We start from the raw sequence: 17965 nt of genomic DNA, 5'->3' as shown, positions 1-17965 counted from the left end.
TTTCCTTTAAAATGGGTGTAAAACACCTCAAAATGACCTCTTACGATTCTATATCTCATAATATCATATCAAAAAGGGCGATTAATGAAAAATAGAAAAAGGGAGTTTCTTTATTAAAACTGGAAAAATGCAGAGTAGAAGTCACGCACTACTCTGCATTTTTCCTATTAATCATAAATAAGTTTAAAAAATACTAAAAATTACGATCGTAATACAGCATCAAATTTTTCTTTAACGGAAGCTAGTACGCGATCGTGCGCACGGCTTACTTCTTCATCAGTCAGTGTTCTTTCTGGATCTAAATAGGTAATAGAAAAGGCAATGGATTTCTTACCTTCTTCAATGTGCTCCCCTTCATAGACATCAAAGATCGTCACATCTGATAAAAGTTTTCCTCCGGCTTCTTGTATCGATTGTTTAATATGATCAGCAAAAACAGACTGATCAACCACAAGGGCAATATCACGTGTAATCGATGGAAAACGTGGAAGACTATGATACGTAATTTCAGATTGATCTTGATCTCGTAAATGAGCAAGACTAATTTCAAACACATACGTTTCATTCAGATCGTGATCATTTTGTACGTTGGGATGTAACTGACCAATATAGCCAACACATTCATCGTTTAAGTGAATCGTGGCTGTTCGACCCGGATGAAGATCCGGACGTTTAGCAGGTCGATAACTGATGCTATTTGAAACACCCATTAGATCAAATAGCCCTTCTAGTACACCTTTTACATAGAAGAAGTCGACCGTCTCAGGAGCCCTATTCCAAGATTTATCGTGAACATGACCCGTGATAAGTCCACTAATATGTTCTGCTTCATTTGGCAATTGGTCTTGGCTTCCTTGAGCTTTAAACACTTTCCCTATTTCATAAATGGCGAGATTTGGCATTTGCCGATTAATGTGATACTCGGCAACATCGATTAACCCTGGAACGAGACTCATTCGGAGTGTTTCATGCTCCTCACTCATTGGCATTTTTAATTTCACAGCATCATTAAGTGTCGATTCATCAATAGTTAATTGTTTCGCTTTCTCATTGGTCGTCAAGGAATAAGTAACGGTTTCATATAAACCTTTACCCTCAAAATAACGTCGTAACTTACGTCTAAGCTTCTGATAAGGGGTGAGTTCAGCTTTACTTGTTGTTCCTTCTGGCAAGGTTGCAGGCAAGTGGTCATAACCATAAATACGACCGACCTCTTCGACAAGATCCTCCGGAATCGATACATCCGGTCGTCTAGTAGGAACGAGAACATGCATCCATTCATTTTCAATCTTCGCATCAAAGCCAAGTCTAACTAGGATATCACGAATCTCTTCTGAAGTAAGCGTTGTTCCCAACTTATCATTAATAACTTTCCAAGGCATATTGATGATTTCTGGCTCAATCACTCTTTGTCCACATTCCGCAAAGCCGCTTAAAACGTTTCCTCCCGCAATTTCAGCAATCAGGCTTGCTGCTCGGTTTGATGCTGCAGTCACTCGATTATAGTCAAGTCCCTTTTCATAACGACTGCTTGCATCTGTACGCAAGTTGAGACGTGTTGCCGTACGCCTAATTGAACGTGCATCAAAAAGGGCCGATTCTAGAAGAATCGTCTTTGTATTTGACGTGACTTCTGTATCAGAGCCACCCATGACTCCAGCAATCGCGACCGCTTTTTGTGTATTGGTTATCACAATATCAGATGGTAGAAGTGTGCGTTCCACGCCATCAAGGGTCGTTATTTTTTCTTCTTTATTAGCCAATCTCACGTCGACTTGATCACTGTTAAACGTATCATAATCAAACGTATGTAGCGGTTGACCATACTCGATCATGACATAGTTCGATATATCAACAATGTTATTGATGGGTCTAATGCCGGCTGCTATAAGTCTGTTTTGCATCCATGCTGGAGATGGAGCGATTTTAATATCCGTTATGATCCTTGCACCATAATACGGTACGACTTTCTCTGCACCGCTCGTGATTTTAACATCTAGTTTGGATAAAACGGAAGCTGCCTCTTCCTGCAAGTCAACATTCGGATACTTTACTTCTCGATCAAGGATCGCCGCAACTTCATGGGCTACGCCAATCATATTTAAACAATGGGCACTATTTGGGAGAATATCAAGTTCAAGAATGTAATCATTTAAATTAAGATAAGGAAGGGCATCTTCACCAACGACGACCTCATCTTTGAATACATAGATGCCATCTGCAAATTCCTTTGGAACAAATTTTGGATCTACGCCGAGCTCACTTAGTGAACAAATCATGCCGTTTGATACTTCGCCTCTAAGTTTAGCACGTTTAATCTTAACGCCTCCAGGAAGTCTTGCACCTACTTTAGCAACAGGAACATATTGCCCAGCATCGACATTAGGAGCACCGCAGACAATCTGGACGACTTCATCACCTAAACTAACTTGACACAGATTTAGCTTATCTGCCTCAGGATGCGGTTTTTTTGATTCAACATATCCGACAACCACTTTTGTGATCCCTTCACCAACAAAACTCAAATGTTCAACTTCAATACCTGCATTCGTAATTTTATTTTCAAGATCTTCTGGCGTCACGCCAGTTAGATCTACATATTCTTTCAACCAATTATACGATACTAACATATCTCTTTTTCACTCCTTATGCTCGCTTGAATTGTTCTAAGAACCTAACATCATCCGTATAGAAATGGCGAATATCATCAATTCCGTATTTCAACATGGCGATACGCTCAGGTCCCATTCCAAAAGCAAATCCAGAATAAACAGTTGAATCAAATCCAGCCATTTCTAGAACGTTTGGATGAACCATTCCAGAACCTAATATTTCAATCCATCCAGTATGCTTACAGACTGAGCATCCATGTCCTCCACATTTAAAACATGAAATATCCATCTCTACCGATGGTTCCGTGAATGGGAAGAAACTTGGTCTTAGTCTGATATCACGATCTTCACCAAACATTTTTTTCGCAAAAACAGTCAAGATCCCTTTCAAGTCACTTAGGCGAACCTTTTTATCAACATATAATCCTTCGATTTGCATAAATTGATGTGAATGCGTTGCATCATCTGTGTCTCGTCGATACACTTTCCCTGGACAAATAATTTTAACAGGACCTTTTCCTTGATGTTTTTTCATCGTTCTCACTTGAACAGGGGATGTATGTGTACGCAAAAGAATTTCATTCGTAATGTAGAAAGAATCTTGCATATCACGGGCGGGATGATCCTTCGGTAAATTAAGGGCTTCGAAATTGTAATAATCTTGTTCGACTTCAGGTCCTTCAGCTATTGAGAAACCTAGGCCGATGAAAAGGTCTTCAATTTCTTCAATAATACTTGTTAATGGATGAGCATTCCCAGTCTTAATCGATTTTCCTGGCAAAGTAACATCTATCGTCTCAGATTCAAGTTGTGCTTGAATAAGTTCTTCTTGAAGTTTTGTTTGTTTCTGTTCAATAACTAATTCAATGGCTTGTCTGATCTCATTAGCCAATGCACCGATCACAGGACGTTCGTCTTTTGATAGTTTCCCCATCCCTCTCAGGACTTCTGTAATCGGACCTTTTTTCCCAAGATATTTGACTTTGACATCTTGTAAGCCCTTTTTATCACTTGCATTTTCAATGAGGGCAAATGCCTCTTCTTTTAGGGCGAGTAGCTTCTCTTTCATGCCATTTTCCTCCTTTGAACTTACCTTTCAAATTAACCGTTTTTTTCGTACTTGAAGACAAACAAAAAATGCTCCATCCCCAAAAAGGGACGAAGCATCACGCGGTACCACCCTCGTTAGCAATTAAATTCTCAATTGCTCACTTAATATCATAACGGTTTTCACCGGTTCATCCTTAATCAAATTGATGTTCAGATGACAGCTCAAGAGTGAATTCCTAAAGGCCAATGCATAAATACGTTCCCAGTCAAATTGACGTATTCTCCCTAAATGCTGTACCAATAGTACTACTTTCTTTCATCGCGATCGCTTTATTCCATTTGTTATTTCATCATACATTTATAAGTCATGGTAAATGGTTTATGTTTATAGTATATGCAAATTCCAGTCACTTCGCAAGCCCCTTCATGCGAAACCAATATAGAATAATACCCGTCGCAACAGCGACATTCAATGATTCAGCCTGACCAAACATCGGTATTTTCACTTTGAAATCGGCTCGTTGTTGGATATCATCTGTAACACCATTTCCTTCGTTCCCAACTATCACGGCGAAGGATGATTCAATAGTCACTTGGGCCTGTAAATTCACACCATCTAATGACGTTGCGTAAACAGGCACGTTTAGTTCTTGCAACTGATTGATCGCCCGGCCTAAATCATTCGAGATAACGGGCAAGTGAAAGTGTGAACCTTGCGCCGATCTTAATGTTTTATCGTTAAATTGATCTACGGTTCCTTTACCAAGAATCACCGCATCTAGACCACAGGCATCCGCTGTTCGAATCATGGTTCCTAAGTTCCCTGGATCTTGTACACTATCGACTAAGAGATATCTGCCCTTTTTCAAATCAACTTTTTCATTGGACATGTTACAAACAGCTATGACTCCTTGAGAGGTCTCTGTTTGTGCGATTTGATCAAACAGTTCATGAGTTAAACGGTATTCATCTATACCTTGATAATTCCACTCCTCAGGTTTTTCGTAAGAAGCATCATAAATAATGGATTCAATTTCATGTGATGAATGAAGAGCTTCTTGAACAAGATGAGGGCCTTCAATAAGGTATTTATGGGCCTTATCCCTGCCTTTACGTTTATGTAATTTTTTCCATTCCTTATAGGTTTGATTTTGCAACGACTCTATTTTTTTCAAAACTTGGTCTCCTTTTTATGGCAAGATCTCTTTTCAAAAAGCTTACATAATTTTCATCAGATTATCAATACTAGTAAAGAAAAGGTGAACTATGATTAATTATTTATGTTTAAAGGAGCGATTAAGTTGGATTTAGATATTCGGAAAGCTGTCAAGTTCAATATCAAAAATAATGATGATAACCAACTCAAAAGTACAATTGTTGATGCGATTCAAGATGGTCAGGAAAAAATGCTACCCGGTCTTGGTGTGTTATTTGAAATCATATGGAATGAATCCGATGAATCGTTAAAAGAACAAATGGTAGATAATTTAGCCAAAGGGGTTTAAACATTTCTATCTTTTTTAGAATGGCCGCTCAATGATAAAGTTTGAGGTCCAGCTATTACAGCAGGGCCTCTTTATTTATAATAGAAAAAAACGAGGTCACCTTATAAAAGGAGCCTCGTTTTTGTAAAAATCATCGTGTTATTTAACAGATTCTTTTGCTTTTGTGGCAAGTGCTGCGAATGCTTTTTCATCAGTTACAGCAAGATCAGCTAACATTTTACGGTTAACATCAATTCCAGCTTCTTTTAATCCGTAGATTAAACGGCTGTATGAAAGACCGTTAATGCGTGCTGCTGCATTAATACGTGCAATCCATAATTTACGGAAATCACGTTTTTTCTGACGACGATCTCTGTAAGCATATTGTAATGATTTGAAGACTTGTTGTTGTGCAACTTTGAATAATTTATGTTTTGCACCAAAATAACCTTTTGCAAGTTTTAATACTTTTTTACGTCTGCGACGTGTTACATATCCGCCTTTTACTCTTGGCATGATCCTGACCTCCTAAATTATCAATCCATTATATATCCGTTCTTAGATAAGTTTGCTAATACGTTTTTGATCTGCGCTAGATACGACTGCAGATTTACGAAGATTACGTTTTTGTTTTTGAGATTTATGGCTCATCATGTGGCTTGTATAAGCATGATTACGTTTTAATTTTCCGCTTCCCGTTTTTTTGAAACGTTTAGCAGCACCTTTGTGAGTTTTCATTTTAGGCATGAATAATGTCCTCCTATTGGCTTTTTTACTTTTCGACTTTAGGGGCAAGGACTAAGAACATGCTACGTCCTTCCATTTTTGGTTTCGCCTCAATGACACTAATTTCTTTACAATCTTCAGCTAAGCGTTCCAAAACCTTCTTACCAAGTTCTGAGTGTGTAATCGCACGGCCTCTAAATCGGATTGAAGCTTTGACCTTATCGCCACTTTGGAGAAATTTCTTAGCATTACGAAGTTTTGTATTGAAATCATGTTCTTCAATGCTTGGGCTTAAACGAATTTCTTTGATGTTAATAATTTTTTGATTTTTACGTGCTTCTTTATCTTTCTTTTGTTGCTCATAACGATATTTTCCGTAGTCCATAATACGGCAAACAGGGGGTTTAGCGTTGGGCGCTACCATCACTAAATCAAGATTGACATTTCTCGCCATGGATAACGCTTCTTGCTTGGATTTAATTCCAAGTTGTTCACCATTTTGATCAATTAAACGAACCTGACTTGCACGAATCCCCTCGTTAACAATCATATCTTTACTAATATTGAGCCACCTCCAAATAATTTGCGCTAGCTACTTATTATTTTGAAAAGAATGAGCAAAATCCACACAAATAAAAAATGTGGGCGCACGAACGCACCCACATGTATATCTCAACATCACAAACCTGGCAACTGCTCATAAGGGCGCTAAAAAGATTCAAGTAGGTTCTTTTTAGTCAAACACTTTTAGCGTCGATCAGGTGAGAAGCGGGTGCTTCTTCTTTTGCTCGATATCTTCTAATCACTTTCCCTAGTATATCACGCTTTATCGATACAATCAAGTTTAAAATCATCAATGCATTTGCAACCTGAATTAGTTTAGCAGAGATGTTCCGGTTATGCAAGAAAAAAGGGTTAGAAGAGGTCATTCATTTTGAATCTAATACTTTTTCAGTTAGAATTTTTTTCTGTCTAGGAAAGAATTGAACACGTTCTTCAAATACATTTTTTAAAGTACGCATCATGCCAGAATCAGGTCTATCTGTATAAACATTGACATATTGTGGAGCTAACCCAATTAAAGTTAGCAATATTGATGGTTCAGCATCGACTCCCCACTGCTTTAATAACGGATAAAATGATCGAATGGAGTGCGTATTTTGAATAAGTTTATGATTCTCGTCGAAGAGTCGAAACGGCTTGTCATCTAGTACATAAATGGTATGGTGCAGGGAGCGATAGCTGCGTATAATTCGGCGCAATTTATCAACAAAAGCAAGATATTCCTGCTGTAATTTATACTCATCAATGGCGAGTTCAACGTACCTTCTTAGGCAAGCTCGATATTTTGATAGACGAAACGTTTTTAATGATTCAAATGAAAATGTAGAGGAATGAAGAAAGATCTCGTCAAGATCCCGAGCAATGATTTCTCTACGATTTGGAAGATGTTCAACATCTGGTAAATCTTCCTTTTCTCCGTCAAATATGGCATATACAATATCTAGAATTTCTTCTTTTTCTTCCGGATATTTAAAGTAAAATTGATTTTCTAGTATATCGACTAGCCATTTCTTCTCAAACATGTCCATAATAAAATCGATAAAAAGTTGAATAAGTTCCGTTCGGCAAGTCCGTTCTTTGACCATGGTCTCTATCTTTAGCGTCTGATCCTTTAATTCCATATGGAGTGATTTCGTTTTTGCTAATGATAGTTTTTTATGTAAAGACATGACTTCCTGCCGGGATGAAAACGTAATTGTGATCAACATGGTCCCCCCCATCTTTCCTTAATACACTATATGGGACCAAGCTTTAAAACATGCTTAAACTTTAGAAAAAAGGAGATAACCGTTATGATCCTCTCCGGTTATCTCCTTCCATTTGTACAAATGTCGTATAGTAACGAATACGTTCCATGATTCGTTTGGCTTTAAGTGTTTCTTCGCCACTCTTATCTGAATAGGAAAGATGCGCTTCTAAATCATCAAAATCTTTATTCGAGGTGTAAATAGTCGGTAAGCTTTCCATCATACGGTACTGAAGGATACTACCCAAAATGTCATCTCGTATCCATGGTGTCATCGTTTCAGCTCCTATGTCGTCTAAAACAAGGACAGGGACTTTTTTCACGGTTTCTAGTTTTTCATCAACCGTTCCATCTTGAATCGATTGTCTCATTTCTCGGAAAAAGTCTGGTGTGTACACGAGCATCGAAGAAATGCCTTTCCTCTTGGCAAGTTCATTGACAATAGCTCCAGCTAAATAGGTTTTTCCAACACCAAATTCCCCATATAAATACAATCCTTTTACATCTGTCGGAGAATCAAGATATCCTTTGATAAACTCTCCAGCGGCAAGAATAGAATCCTTACGTTTAATATCTGGAATAAAGGATTGGAAATCAGCTGTTAAAATTTCCTTTGGAACATAAAAACTTTTAATTAGGCCCTTTTGTTTTTGTTTCATGTCTTCCGCTTCTTTTAATGGACAAGGAGAAAAGGTGAGATTTAACGATTCTTTATCATTCACAAGATCGGGTCTAAACCCTTGCATCATATTTGGACAATTTTTCAACCCCGGGCATTCACGACAATGGTGCCGTTCATTCACGAATTGATAGAGTTTCGGAACATTTTTTAATAAATCACTGCGTGTGATGCCTTGACCTTCTTTACGCTTCAAGAATTCAAGTACATCTTTATCCTCAAGCAGTTCTTTAAGCATCTTTTCAGATTGTTCCAGTGGAGACTTTCCACCCGATATCTTTCGAATAACGTCTTTTATGGATTCCATTACCTTTCACCCCCCTCATATACTTATTTCAAATCATCATTTTATACAGTCATCCCGCCTTAATGGGCAGTAAGACCCCCATTGATGGAAGTTTCACTTTATTAGATGTCATTTAAGTAATTTCGTAGCCACTCTTCCTGTTTAGCAGCTTCTTCATCAGACAATGTTGACTGCTGCCCGCCATCCTCTTTTTTGTTCATCCATTTAGGTAACTTTTCTTTACGACTATTTTTTCTAGATGAATTTTTCGTCTTGGTTTGATTCGTTTTCCATTCATCATATTTTTCTTGTTCATGTTTGGCTAGATCCATGGCTTGCCTGACTGTCTTAACGTGTTTTCTTGCCCATTGAGCCGCAATTTTCAGCACATGGTTTTTGATCAATTTATAATCACTCGTAATCATCACATAGTGAATCAACACATTAACAACACCCGCATTTAATTTCTGATCAAGCATGATTTCCTCTATTAATCGTAAATCTGGAGCGGCAGGTTTTGCTCCACCAGACAATTGTTCAAGGATATCATAAGGGGATAATGTTTCATATTGTTGAATAAGACGTTCTTCATCTGTTTTTGGCTCTTTTGAAGTCATTTCTCGATATGGTAATGGCTGGGTTCTTTGACTGAGGGCAGGTAACGATTGTCCTTGCTTAAATTGATAGTCATCTCTTACCGCTTTTCTTAATAATTCGATGTCAATCTCACCCGTATGCAAAAAGGCAGATTGAATAATTCGACTCATATCAAGTGGATCTAATTTGTAAACAAAAGCGAGTTTCTCTACAGTATCGATAGCCTCTTTCGTAAAGGCGTCTTTTGAAATGATGACATCTGATAAATATTGAAACAATTGATCAAAATCAAACATTTCTTTAAGTGTTGGGACTTGCCCGTCCGATCGTCCATCCCATACACGATGTTCTGGTATGGTTTCGATATCAGTCGATTGATAGTCTTTATGGTCTTTGAATGTTGATTCGAAAACATCATTAAATTTAGCTGTTACATCTTTATACGATTCATCTAGCGTGTTCTCATGGCTAAAACGCTTTTTTAATCGTGCATAGTCTCGTCCACCAATACGATTGTATAAGTAAATATTTAGTAATCCATCAGTGAAAAAAACATGAGGCGAAAGCGGTGGTTGTAATTCATAGATAAACGATACGTTTTCCTCTGATTTCTTGTGTGTTTTTAATAAACCAATAGCTTCTAGTTTTTTTCTTTCTTCTAGAATTGTATCGAGCGGTAAGTTTAACTCTGCCATGAGATGATGGTGGGTTAAGGCATCCGTAGAAAATGATGCTTCATCAACTTCATGCCAAAGTGTCGTATATAAACAGCTTGCTCCTATTCCAATCAACGGTTGATAGAGCCGGGTGATAATTTTCTGATCATAGAAATGGAGTATACCATTAATTTGCACAGTATATTGATCTCCGGGAAGTACCTCTTTCCATGATTGCTGCTGCATTTTCTATCACCTCAAGTACAAAAATTTCACTCGCCTTTTTTGGCATTCTTTAGTAATTCATTCAATTCTTCCATGAAAACATTGATGTCTTTAAATTGACGATAGACTGAGGCAAAACGGACATAAGCCACATCATCGACTTTAGCTAATTCATTCATCACGAGCTCTCCAATGTCATGACTATGAATCTCTGAGATTCCTTGCCTACGTAAGTGTTTTTCAACGCGTTGAACAATGGATTCTAATTTTTCTAGTGAGACAGGCCTTTTTTCACAAGCTTTGATTAATCCTCGGAGCATTTTGTCACGATTGAACGTTTCACGATTGTCGCCTTTTTTGATAACAATCAAGGGTATTTCTTCAATCGTTTCAAAAGTCGTAAAACGGTACTGACACGTTTCACATTCACGTCTTCTTCTGATCGATCGTCCATCACTCACAGGTCTCGAGTCAAGGACTTTTGTTCCTATACCTTTACAATTTGGACATCGCATGTCATGTCACCTCGCTAGCTCCATTTTATTTAAAGAGGTTGTCCAAAAAGACACCTTCATCATTGCATCTACATCTACATCACAAAACAAGGTACCTGGCACCGTTAAATAGAAGCCGCTTCTTTATTCGTAAAGAGAACGGGACCATGTTCTCCAGTGAACTCCGTTTTTTCGGAGACTTTTGCATGAAGCACTTCTGCAATATTTTCTGTCGATACTTTAGGATCAATCTGATCATGGCATGAATAAATATCAATACTGGCATAGCCATGTTCAGGAATACTATGAATCGTCACATGTGATTCAGAAAAGATAACAACACCACTAATGCCTTGGGGGTCAAACTTATGAAAAACAATCTTACGAATTTCCGCTTTCGTGTCTTTCACTGTATCCAGTATAAGCTGTTTTATAAGTTCTAGATTGTTCAATTTTTTTTCGTCACAACCCCAAAGTTCTGAAATAATATGGCGTCCCATTCCATCCATAATAAAATCCCTCTCAAACTTATATGTTAAGGAAAAAATCCCATCAAACTCAACTCTTTTGTTCTTATAACAAACCACATTATATCATACCGTATACTCTAAGTATCTAAAGAATTCTCCATAATTTCAACACCTCATAGACTTGCTTTTGGGTTTCTTCTTTTGATCCTGAGTTATCAATAATATAATCACTCATGGCTTTTTTTTGGAAGAGAGGAAGTTGAGAAGTGATCCGACTCTTAGCTTCCTCTAACGTTAAGTGGTTTCTTTCCATTAGACGCTTTGTTTGAAGATCATTATTAACGTACACGAGTAGAATTTTATCTACTAGATGCGTTAAGTTACTTTCAAAAAGTAAAGGAATATCGAGTACAACTGATTTTTGATGAGACTCCTCATATTGCTTTACTTTTCTCATCATGATTTCACCAATCATGGGATGAATCATCTTATTGAGTGTTTCACGTTTTTCTTGATTGTTAAAAATTATATCCCCTAGTTTTTTTCGATTTAAAGTTCCATCTGGTAAAATTAAATCTTCTCCAAATGTTTCAATGATTTGACAAAATACAGGTTCTCCAGGCTCTACCACCTGACGGGCAATCTTGTCAGCATCAATAATAGGGATGTGATAATTCGAAAGCATCTTTGCCACGGTACTTTTTCCGCTTGCAATGCCCCCCGTTAAACCGATTTTTAACATAGTCACATATCTCCCTGACAGTTCGGGCAGAAGTGCGTTCCTCTTCCCCCTACTTTTATTTTTTGGATTAAAGTACCACAACGCGGACAAGGTTGGTCATCTCGACCGTACACAGCCAGTCTATCTTGAAAGGTTCCTTTCGTTCCTTGACTATTGACATAGGTTCGAATCGTGCTTCCACCTAAGGTTATCGCTTTCGTGAGTATCTCAACGATTGATTGATGCAAATCGTTAATCTTTTCACGTGATAGATTTGAGGCAGCTGTTGTAGGATGAATCTTCGCTTGAAAGAGCACCTCATCTACATAGATGTTTCCAAGCCCAACGACAATACTTTGATCAAGTAACACTTGCTTTATGGTTCGATTCGTCCGTTTACATTTTTCAAAAAGAAATCGAGGGGTGAACTCTGGATCAAATGGTTCAGGTCCAAGTTGGGAAAGGGGCTTATTCCTTTCCTCTTCCCCCTTCTTAAAAATGTGCATCGTTCCAAATTTCCGGACGTCTAAATAATGTAACGCCGTATTGTCGTTGAAAATAAAAATCACATGGGCATGTTTATTTAGAGGCTCATCCGCTTGATATAAACGATATTTCCCTTCCATACGAAGGTGAGAGACAAGTACACTATCATCGAGATGAAAAATGAGAAACTTGCCGCGCCTTTCTACTTGATGAATCGTTTGGCCACTTAAAAGGTGTACAAATTCGGTTGTGTTTGTTGGCTTTTTTATTATGTTGGGCCACAAAACCTTCACATCTTGTATGGTTTTTCCTTTAATTAAATCATTAAGCGTTCGCTTAACCGTCTCAACTTCTGGTAGTTCTGGCAATGGAGTTTCTTCCTTTCAACATGTCTTACTTCGCATCGTACCAAGTAGGTCCATAAGCATATTCAACTTTCAATGGGACGTCGAGTTTTACCGCATTCTCCATCACATCAGGAACGATTCGTTTAAGTGTATCAATTTCATTTTCCGGGACCTCAAAAATTAATTCATCATGAACTTGCAGCAACATGTTTGTTGTTAATTTTTCTTCTACTAAGCGTTCAGACATTTGAACCATGGCTTGTTTAATAATATCGGCAGCCGTTCCTTGGATTGGCGTATTCATGGCTGTTCTTTCGGCAAAGCTGCGACGATTAAAGTTTCGGCTTTTAATATCAGGCAAGTAGCGACGCCTTTGTAATAAGGTTGTAACAAAGCCATCTTCTTTTGCCTTCTTCACAACATCTTCCATATATTTTTTGACACCAGGAAAACTATCTAAATACGCTTCAATGAATTGACCAGCTTCTTTTCTTGTTATACCAAGACTTTGTGATAAACCGTAATCACTGATACCATAGACAATTCCAAAATTAACGGCTTTTGCATGTCGTCTCATCACACTTGTCACATCTTCTTCTTTTACACCGAAAACATCCATAGCTGTCTTCGTATGAATATCCATCCCATTTTCAAAGGCTTTTATAAGTTGTTCATCCTGTGCAATATGGGCCAAAACTCGCAATTCAATTTGAGAGTAATCCGCTGAGAAAATAACCCAGTCCTCTTTTGATGGAAGGAAAGCTTTTCGAATCTTCCGTCCTTCTTCCAATCGAATCGGTATATTTTGCAGATTAGGATCGATTGAACTAAGCCGCCCCGTTTGTGTCAATGTTTGATTATACCTTGTGTGAATACGTCCTGTTTTCGGATGAATGACTTTAAGTAATCCCTCGATGTAAGTTGACTTCAATTTACCTAGTTGACGATAGTCCAGTAACTTAGGAATCATTTCGTGTTGTGGTGCTAATTTTTCCAAGACATCGGCTGACGTCGAATAGCCTGTTTTTGTCTTTTTAATAACGGGAAGTTGCAGTTTTTCAAATAAGATTTCACCCAATTGTTTTGGTGAATTCAAATTAAAGGTTGTCCCAACCATCTCATAGATATCGTGTTCAATTTCTGTTAACTTACGAGTCAATTCTTCTCCCATTTGTTCTAGTGTCTCTTGACTTGTTTTGACACCCATTCGTTCCATTTCAGCAAGAACTAGGGATAACGGTAATTCAAGTTCATTAAAAAGCGACGTTTGTTGATTTTCGTCTAATTTCTTTTGAAGAAGGGGAAGCAATTCTAAACAGGCTCCTGCTTTTCTTGCAAGGTGACCACCTAACTCTTCATCTTCCGGTATTCTATGTTTGGCTCCTTTTCCATAAAAAGCCTCGTCAGAATAAACATAAGACAGGTTATTTCTCTTAGAGATAGCAGCTAAATCATCATTGGTTTCAGAAGGGTCAATAAGGTAAGACGCAAGTTGAATATCAAACATGATCCCTTTTAAATGAACCTCTCGCCAGCTTAAAGCAACCGTCGCTTCCTTGCCGTCAAAAACAACTTTCTCTGCCTTCTCATCTTCAAGCCAAGCTCGAAATACTTCAGATGATAAAGCGGTTTTGATAGGGATAAAATAAGAACCTGTTTTGTTTGATAATCCAATTCCATGAATATCCCCGTAATGATAATTTGAATCGGTTACCTCAACAATTAAAGAGCTCGGAGATTCAAGGTGATCTTCCGTTATTTCACTTAAAGTTTGAAAATCAAAAACCTCATCTTGTGCGTTTTGATCGATTGTTTCTTCAGCTCCAATTCGATCCAACAACGATTGAAACTCCAATTCTTTAAATAGATGAATCAACTCACTCGTTACTTCAAATGTATACTGGCAATCTTCTAAAGAAAGGGTAACAGGAGCCTTTCGATCAATGGTCGCTAATTTCTTACTCATCAACGCTTGCTCATGATGATCGATTAACTTTTCTTTCAGTTTTTTACCAGATACGTCATCAATTGATTCATAAACCCCTTCGATCGTACCAAATTGTTTTAATAATTTAATCGCTGTTTTTTCTCCCACTCCAGGGACACCAGGGATATTGTCGGACGAGTCGCCCATTAATCCTTTTAAGTCAATGATTCTTCCTGGATCTATGCCATACCGTTCCTGAACATCAGCTGGTTTATAATTTTCGACGTCTGAGATGCCTTTCCGAATCAAAGCAATCTCGACTTGATCATTTGCTAGTTGTAGAAAATCTTTATCCCCTGTGACGACTTTAACATCCCACGATTCTTGTCCGGCCTTTTCTGCTAGCGTACCAATGATGTCATCAGCTTCATAGTTTTCAACTTGATAATGTTTGATACCAAATTTGGTTAATAGTTCCAAAATAAGTGGGAATTGCTCCGATAATTCCGGAGGGGTTTTTTGACGTCCTCCTTTATATTCGGTATACGTCTCATGGCGAAACGTTTTCTTTCCTGCGTCAAAAGCGACAAGGACATGCGTTGGTTTCTCTGTTTCAAGAATCTTCATTAGCATGGTTGCAAAACCATAGATCGCATTCGTATAAATTCCTTTATCTGTATTCAATAGCGGCAAGGCAAAAAAGGCACGAAAAGCCACATTATTTCCATCGATTAGTATTAATTTATTTTTCAATATCATCTCTCCTCGTATATTAGTTTAGGCCCGTTCTTTCGGGCACAGATTTCTTTATCTGTTTAGATAGTAAATGATCCATATTCTCTACCTAATGGCCAAGAAACTTAATTATATTTTATTAACCGATACATTCTCTTCTCATTTTAGACTATCTTGTCTCTATAAGCCAACTTGTAAATTCAATGTAAAAAGACCTCACCTTATAGAAAAGATGAGGTTCTAGTTCCTATTCGTCTTGTGCTTTTTTGAATGAGATGGTAAACGTTGTTCCTTGACCTAATTCACTATCTATTTCAATATGTCCTTCATGAACTTCGACAAGATGCTTAACAATCGCTAGTCCAAGACCTGTTCCCCCAAGGTCACGACTACGTGCCTTATCAACCCGATAAAAGCGTTCAAATATTCTTGGGAAATGTTTCTTATCAATACCTATACCCGTGTCTGAAATGATTAATTTCACATCATGTTCGTCATTTTCCAAAGAAACCGTAACTTTTCCTTTCGACGGGGTATATGCAATGGCGTTTGTGATTAAATTAATCATAATTTGTCGTATACGATAAGGATCCCCCCATGCAAAACAAGGATCTGATTTATGGTTGATTAAAATAATATCTTTTTGAAAAGCTTTATCAGAGAGAATAAGAATAACATCCTCTACAATAAGATTTAAATTAACCTTCTGCCAATTAATCACAAAATGATCTTTTTCAATTTTTGATAGATCGAGAAGATCACTGATTAAACTTTGTAATCTTTTACTTTCTTTTAATATAATGTGCAAAAATTGTTCTTCTAACGTTTTATTTTCTTTTGCTCCATCAAGTAATGTTTCTGTAAAACCAATAACGGACGTAATGGGTGTTTTTAACTCATGAGAGACGTTAGCGACAAAGTCTTTACGCATATTTTCAAGCTTCTTTAACTCCGTTATATCATGAAAAACTACAACGATCCCACTGGCATGGTTGTCATTATCTAAAATCGGTGCACAGGATACATCAAAATGTTTTCTTTCAATATGGATAGGGATCATCATTTGTTTTGATTGTCGTTTCCCTAAGGCAAAAACATTTTGTATCAATTCATTCACTTCTTCATATGGAATGACCTCTTCGTAATTTGACCGTTTCCAATGTGTTGTATCCAATTTAAATGTTTGCTTAAACGTTCGATTAATATGACTTATTTTTTGGTTTCCATCAATAAAAAGTAGCCCACTTCCAATGTTTTCAATCAACGTCGACATCCGGCCTTTTTGATACATATAAGATCTAGACATAATGTCCATCTCATTTGCAAGCATATTGGTGACATGGTTTAATTTCGAAATGGCTTCCATCTTCGAATCACTAGATAGTCGTTCGTTAAAACGACCTTGAAGTAGGTTCTCAAGAAGACGAGTGACTTGTCTTATCGGGTGAATATACTGTATACGCGTTCGATGTAAAAGAATAAAAAAACCGATCCCAATGGCAAAAATAAGGAGATATAAAACTTCAATCCCTTTCATCTTAATTAAAGGAGCCGTTAAAACAATCGTCCCCATTCGCTCCCCATTTTCTTGTAATGGTTTGAGATAAATCATTCGTTGGTCTCTAATAACCGTTTCAGTCGACTCTGGAAGTTTTACAATGGGGTGTTGTTTTGTTGTAGTTTTATAAACGACCTGATCGTTAACATCATACAAAGTTAAATCGTTATCCAATTGTTTTAATATCCTTTCAAGTCGGTCAGCATGTTGAATCGTAAGTTGCGAATCTTTTTTTTCAATAAAAGTCTGAATAAAGTCGACTCTTTCGTTCAATTGCTCACGTTCTTGTGCTCGGTTCGATGATTGGATAACTTCATTTAATATGTATATAAGAAATGTCAGACTCAATACGATACATATATAGCCTATAACAAGGGCTATTTTATTTTTTCGGCTCATCAAGTTTATATCCTAATCCTCTCACCGTTTTAATATAAATGGGTTTTCGTGGCGATACTTCGATCTTTTCTCTCAAATGACTCACGTGAACGTCCACTATTCGCGTATCTCCAGCAAATTCATAGTTCCAAACGGCATTTAGTAATTGTTCACGTGTTAAAACACGTCCTTTATTTTGAACTAAATAAAGAAGTAATTCAAATTCCTTAGGAGTTAAAATCATTTCCTCACCTTTAAATAAGGCTTCGTAATTATTTGGGTAAACGGTAATATCCCCAACGGTAATGACCTCTTGTATGCTTTGATCTGTCTGATGTGATCGACGTAATATGGCTTTAACTCTAGCGATAACCTCACGTGGACTAAAAGGTTTCGTCATGTAATCGTCCGCACCCAGTTCTAAGCCAAGAATAGTATCTAATTCATCGTCTCTCGCTGTTAACATTAATATTGGCACCATGATTTGTTGTTGCCTTAATTGTTTACAAACGTCCATTCCATCCATTTCTGGTAGCATTAAATCTAAAATGACGAGATCTAATTTCTCTGAAGTTACCTTTTCAATAGCATCAAGGCCATTATTGGCACTAATCACGTCATAACCTGCTTTTTCTAAATTAAATGTGAGCAGTGTTACGATTGAAGGTTCGTCGTCAACAACAAGAATTTTCTTACCCATTATGTCATCCCCCTTAACGTTTAG

The 17965-nt window shown here is 37.5% G+C and carries 17 protein-coding genes and 2 other annotated features; of the genes, 1 reads left to right on the top strand and 16 read right to left on the bottom strand.

Going from position 1 to position 17965, the window contains the following annotated elements:
- Window positions 1-200 precede the first annotated feature (200 nt).
- The 3 genes from pheT to GMB86_RS06640 form a co-directional block, all read right to left on the bottom strand.
- A complete protein-coding gene (gene pheT / locus GMB86_RS06650) occupies window positions 201-2630 on the bottom strand; it encodes a phenylalanine--tRNA ligase subunit beta (protein ID WP_155217961.1) in 2430 nt (809 codons plus the stop codon).
- A gap of 16 nt (window positions 2631-2646) precedes the next feature.
- Window positions 2647-3681: a phenylalanine--tRNA ligase subunit alpha gene (gene pheS / locus GMB86_RS06645; protein WP_155217959.1), complete on the bottom strand. Its 1035-nt coding sequence runs from the start codon at window positions 3679-3681 to the stop codon at window positions 2647-2649.
- 82 nt (window positions 3682-3763) lie between these two features.
- Window positions 3764-3991, bottom strand: a binding site (T-box leader).
- A gap of 78 nt (window positions 3992-4069) precedes the next feature.
- Window positions 4070-4837, bottom strand: a complete 768-nt coding sequence (locus tag GMB86_RS06640; RefSeq protein WP_155217957.1) for a TrmH family RNA methyltransferase — start codon at window positions 4835-4837, stop codon at window positions 4070-4072.
- Window positions 4838-4963: 126 nt separating this feature from the next.
- Here GMB86_RS06640 and sspI point away from each other — a divergent pair, with 126 nt between their 5' ends.
- A complete protein-coding gene (gene sspI, locus GMB86_RS06635; protein WP_141190127.1) occupies window positions 4964-5167 on the top strand; it encodes a small acid-soluble spore protein SspI in 204 nt (67 codons plus the stop codon).
- A gap of 138 nt (window positions 5168-5305) precedes the next feature.
- Here sspI and rplT read toward each other — a convergent pair whose 3' ends face one another.
- The 13 genes from rplT to GMB86_RS06570 all read right to left on the bottom strand — a co-directional run bounded on the left by rplT (window position 5306) and on the right by GMB86_RS06570 (window position 17941).
- Entirely contained in the window at window positions 5306-5662 is a 357-nt protein-coding gene (gene rplT / locus GMB86_RS06630) for a 50S ribosomal protein L20 (protein ID WP_155217955.1), read from the bottom strand.
- A 42-nt stretch (window positions 5663-5704) separates the two neighbouring features.
- On the bottom strand, window positions 5705-5893 hold the full coding sequence (gene rpmI, locus GMB86_RS06625) for a 50S ribosomal protein L35 (RefSeq protein ID WP_141190129.1): 189 nt from the start codon (window positions 5891-5893) through the stop codon (window positions 5705-5707).
- 25 nt (window positions 5894-5918) lie between these two features.
- On the bottom strand, window positions 5919-6422 hold the full coding sequence (gene infC / locus GMB86_RS06620; protein WP_155217953.1) for a translation initiation factor IF-3: 504 nt from the start codon (window positions 6420-6422) through the stop codon (window positions 5919-5921).
- Between the two features lie 77 nt (window positions 6423-6499).
- Window positions 6500-6662 (bottom strand) — a sequence feature (ribosomal protein L20 leader region).
- Window positions 6663-6801: 139 nt separating this feature from the next.
- The gene (locus GMB86_RS06615; protein ID WP_230459023.1) at window positions 6802-7641 is read right to left on the bottom strand and encodes a putative sporulation protein YtxC; all 840 of its coding nucleotides are present in this window, start codon (window positions 7639-7641) and stop codon (window positions 6802-6804) included.
- A gap of 85 nt (window positions 7642-7726) precedes the next feature.
- Window positions 7727-8668 carry a primosomal protein DnaI gene (gene dnaI / locus GMB86_RS06610; protein WP_155217949.1) on the bottom strand — a complete coding sequence of 314 codons (942 nt, stop codon included), beginning with the start codon at window positions 8666-8668 and terminating at the stop codon, window positions 7727-7729.
- Window positions 8669-8769: 101 nt separating this feature from the next.
- Window positions 8770-10146 (bottom strand): replication initiation and membrane attachment family protein, encoded by a 1377-nt coding sequence (locus tag GMB86_RS06605; protein WP_155217947.1) that lies wholly within the window; start codon window positions 10144-10146, stop codon window positions 8770-8772.
- Window positions 10147-10172: 26 nt separating this feature from the next.
- The gene (nrdR, locus tag GMB86_RS06600) at window positions 10173-10640 is read right to left on the bottom strand and encodes a transcriptional regulator NrdR (RefSeq protein WP_155217945.1); all 468 of its coding nucleotides are present in this window, start codon (window positions 10638-10640) and stop codon (window positions 10173-10175) included.
- A 104-nt stretch (window positions 10641-10744) separates the two neighbouring features.
- Window positions 10745-11128 (bottom strand): adenosylmethionine decarboxylase, encoded by a 384-nt coding sequence (speD, locus tag GMB86_RS06595; RefSeq protein WP_155217943.1) that lies wholly within the window; start codon window positions 11126-11128, stop codon window positions 10745-10747.
- Window positions 11129-11234: 106 nt separating this feature from the next.
- Window positions 11235-11831, bottom strand: a complete 597-nt coding sequence (gene coaE, locus GMB86_RS06590; RefSeq protein WP_155217941.1) for a dephospho-CoA kinase — start codon at window positions 11829-11831, stop codon at window positions 11235-11237.
- Window positions 11832-11833: 2 nt separating this feature from the next.
- A complete protein-coding gene (mutM, locus tag GMB86_RS06585) occupies window positions 11834-12664 on the bottom strand; it encodes a DNA-formamidopyrimidine glycosylase (protein ID WP_155217939.1) in 831 nt (276 codons plus the stop codon).
- 25 nt (window positions 12665-12689) lie between these two features.
- Window positions 12690-15329, bottom strand: coding sequence for a DNA polymerase I (polA, locus tag GMB86_RS06580; protein ID WP_155217937.1), 2640 nt, complete (start codon window positions 15327-15329; stop codon window positions 12690-12692).
- 223 nt (window positions 15330-15552) lie between these two features.
- The gene (gene pnpS / locus GMB86_RS06575) at window positions 15553-17262 is read right to left on the bottom strand and encodes a two-component system histidine kinase PnpS (RefSeq protein WP_155217935.1); all 1710 of its coding nucleotides are present in this window, start codon (window positions 17260-17262) and stop codon (window positions 15553-15555) included.
- Window positions 17246-17941, bottom strand: coding sequence for a response regulator transcription factor (locus tag GMB86_RS06570; protein ID WP_155217933.1), 696 nt, complete (start codon window positions 17939-17941; stop codon window positions 17246-17248). The genes pnpS and GMB86_RS06570 overlap by 17 nt, the downstream gene beginning before the upstream one ends.
- Between the last annotated feature and the right edge of the window lie 24 nt (window positions 17942-17965).

The organism is Terrilactibacillus tamarindi, from assembly GCF_009718825.1.
Lineage (GTDB): Bacteria > Bacillota > Bacilli > Bacillales > Sporolactobacillaceae > Terrilactibacillus > Terrilactibacillus tamarindi.
The sequence above is the reverse complement of the archived record's forward strand: the minus strand, read 5'-3'. Positions and strand labels throughout refer to the sequence as shown.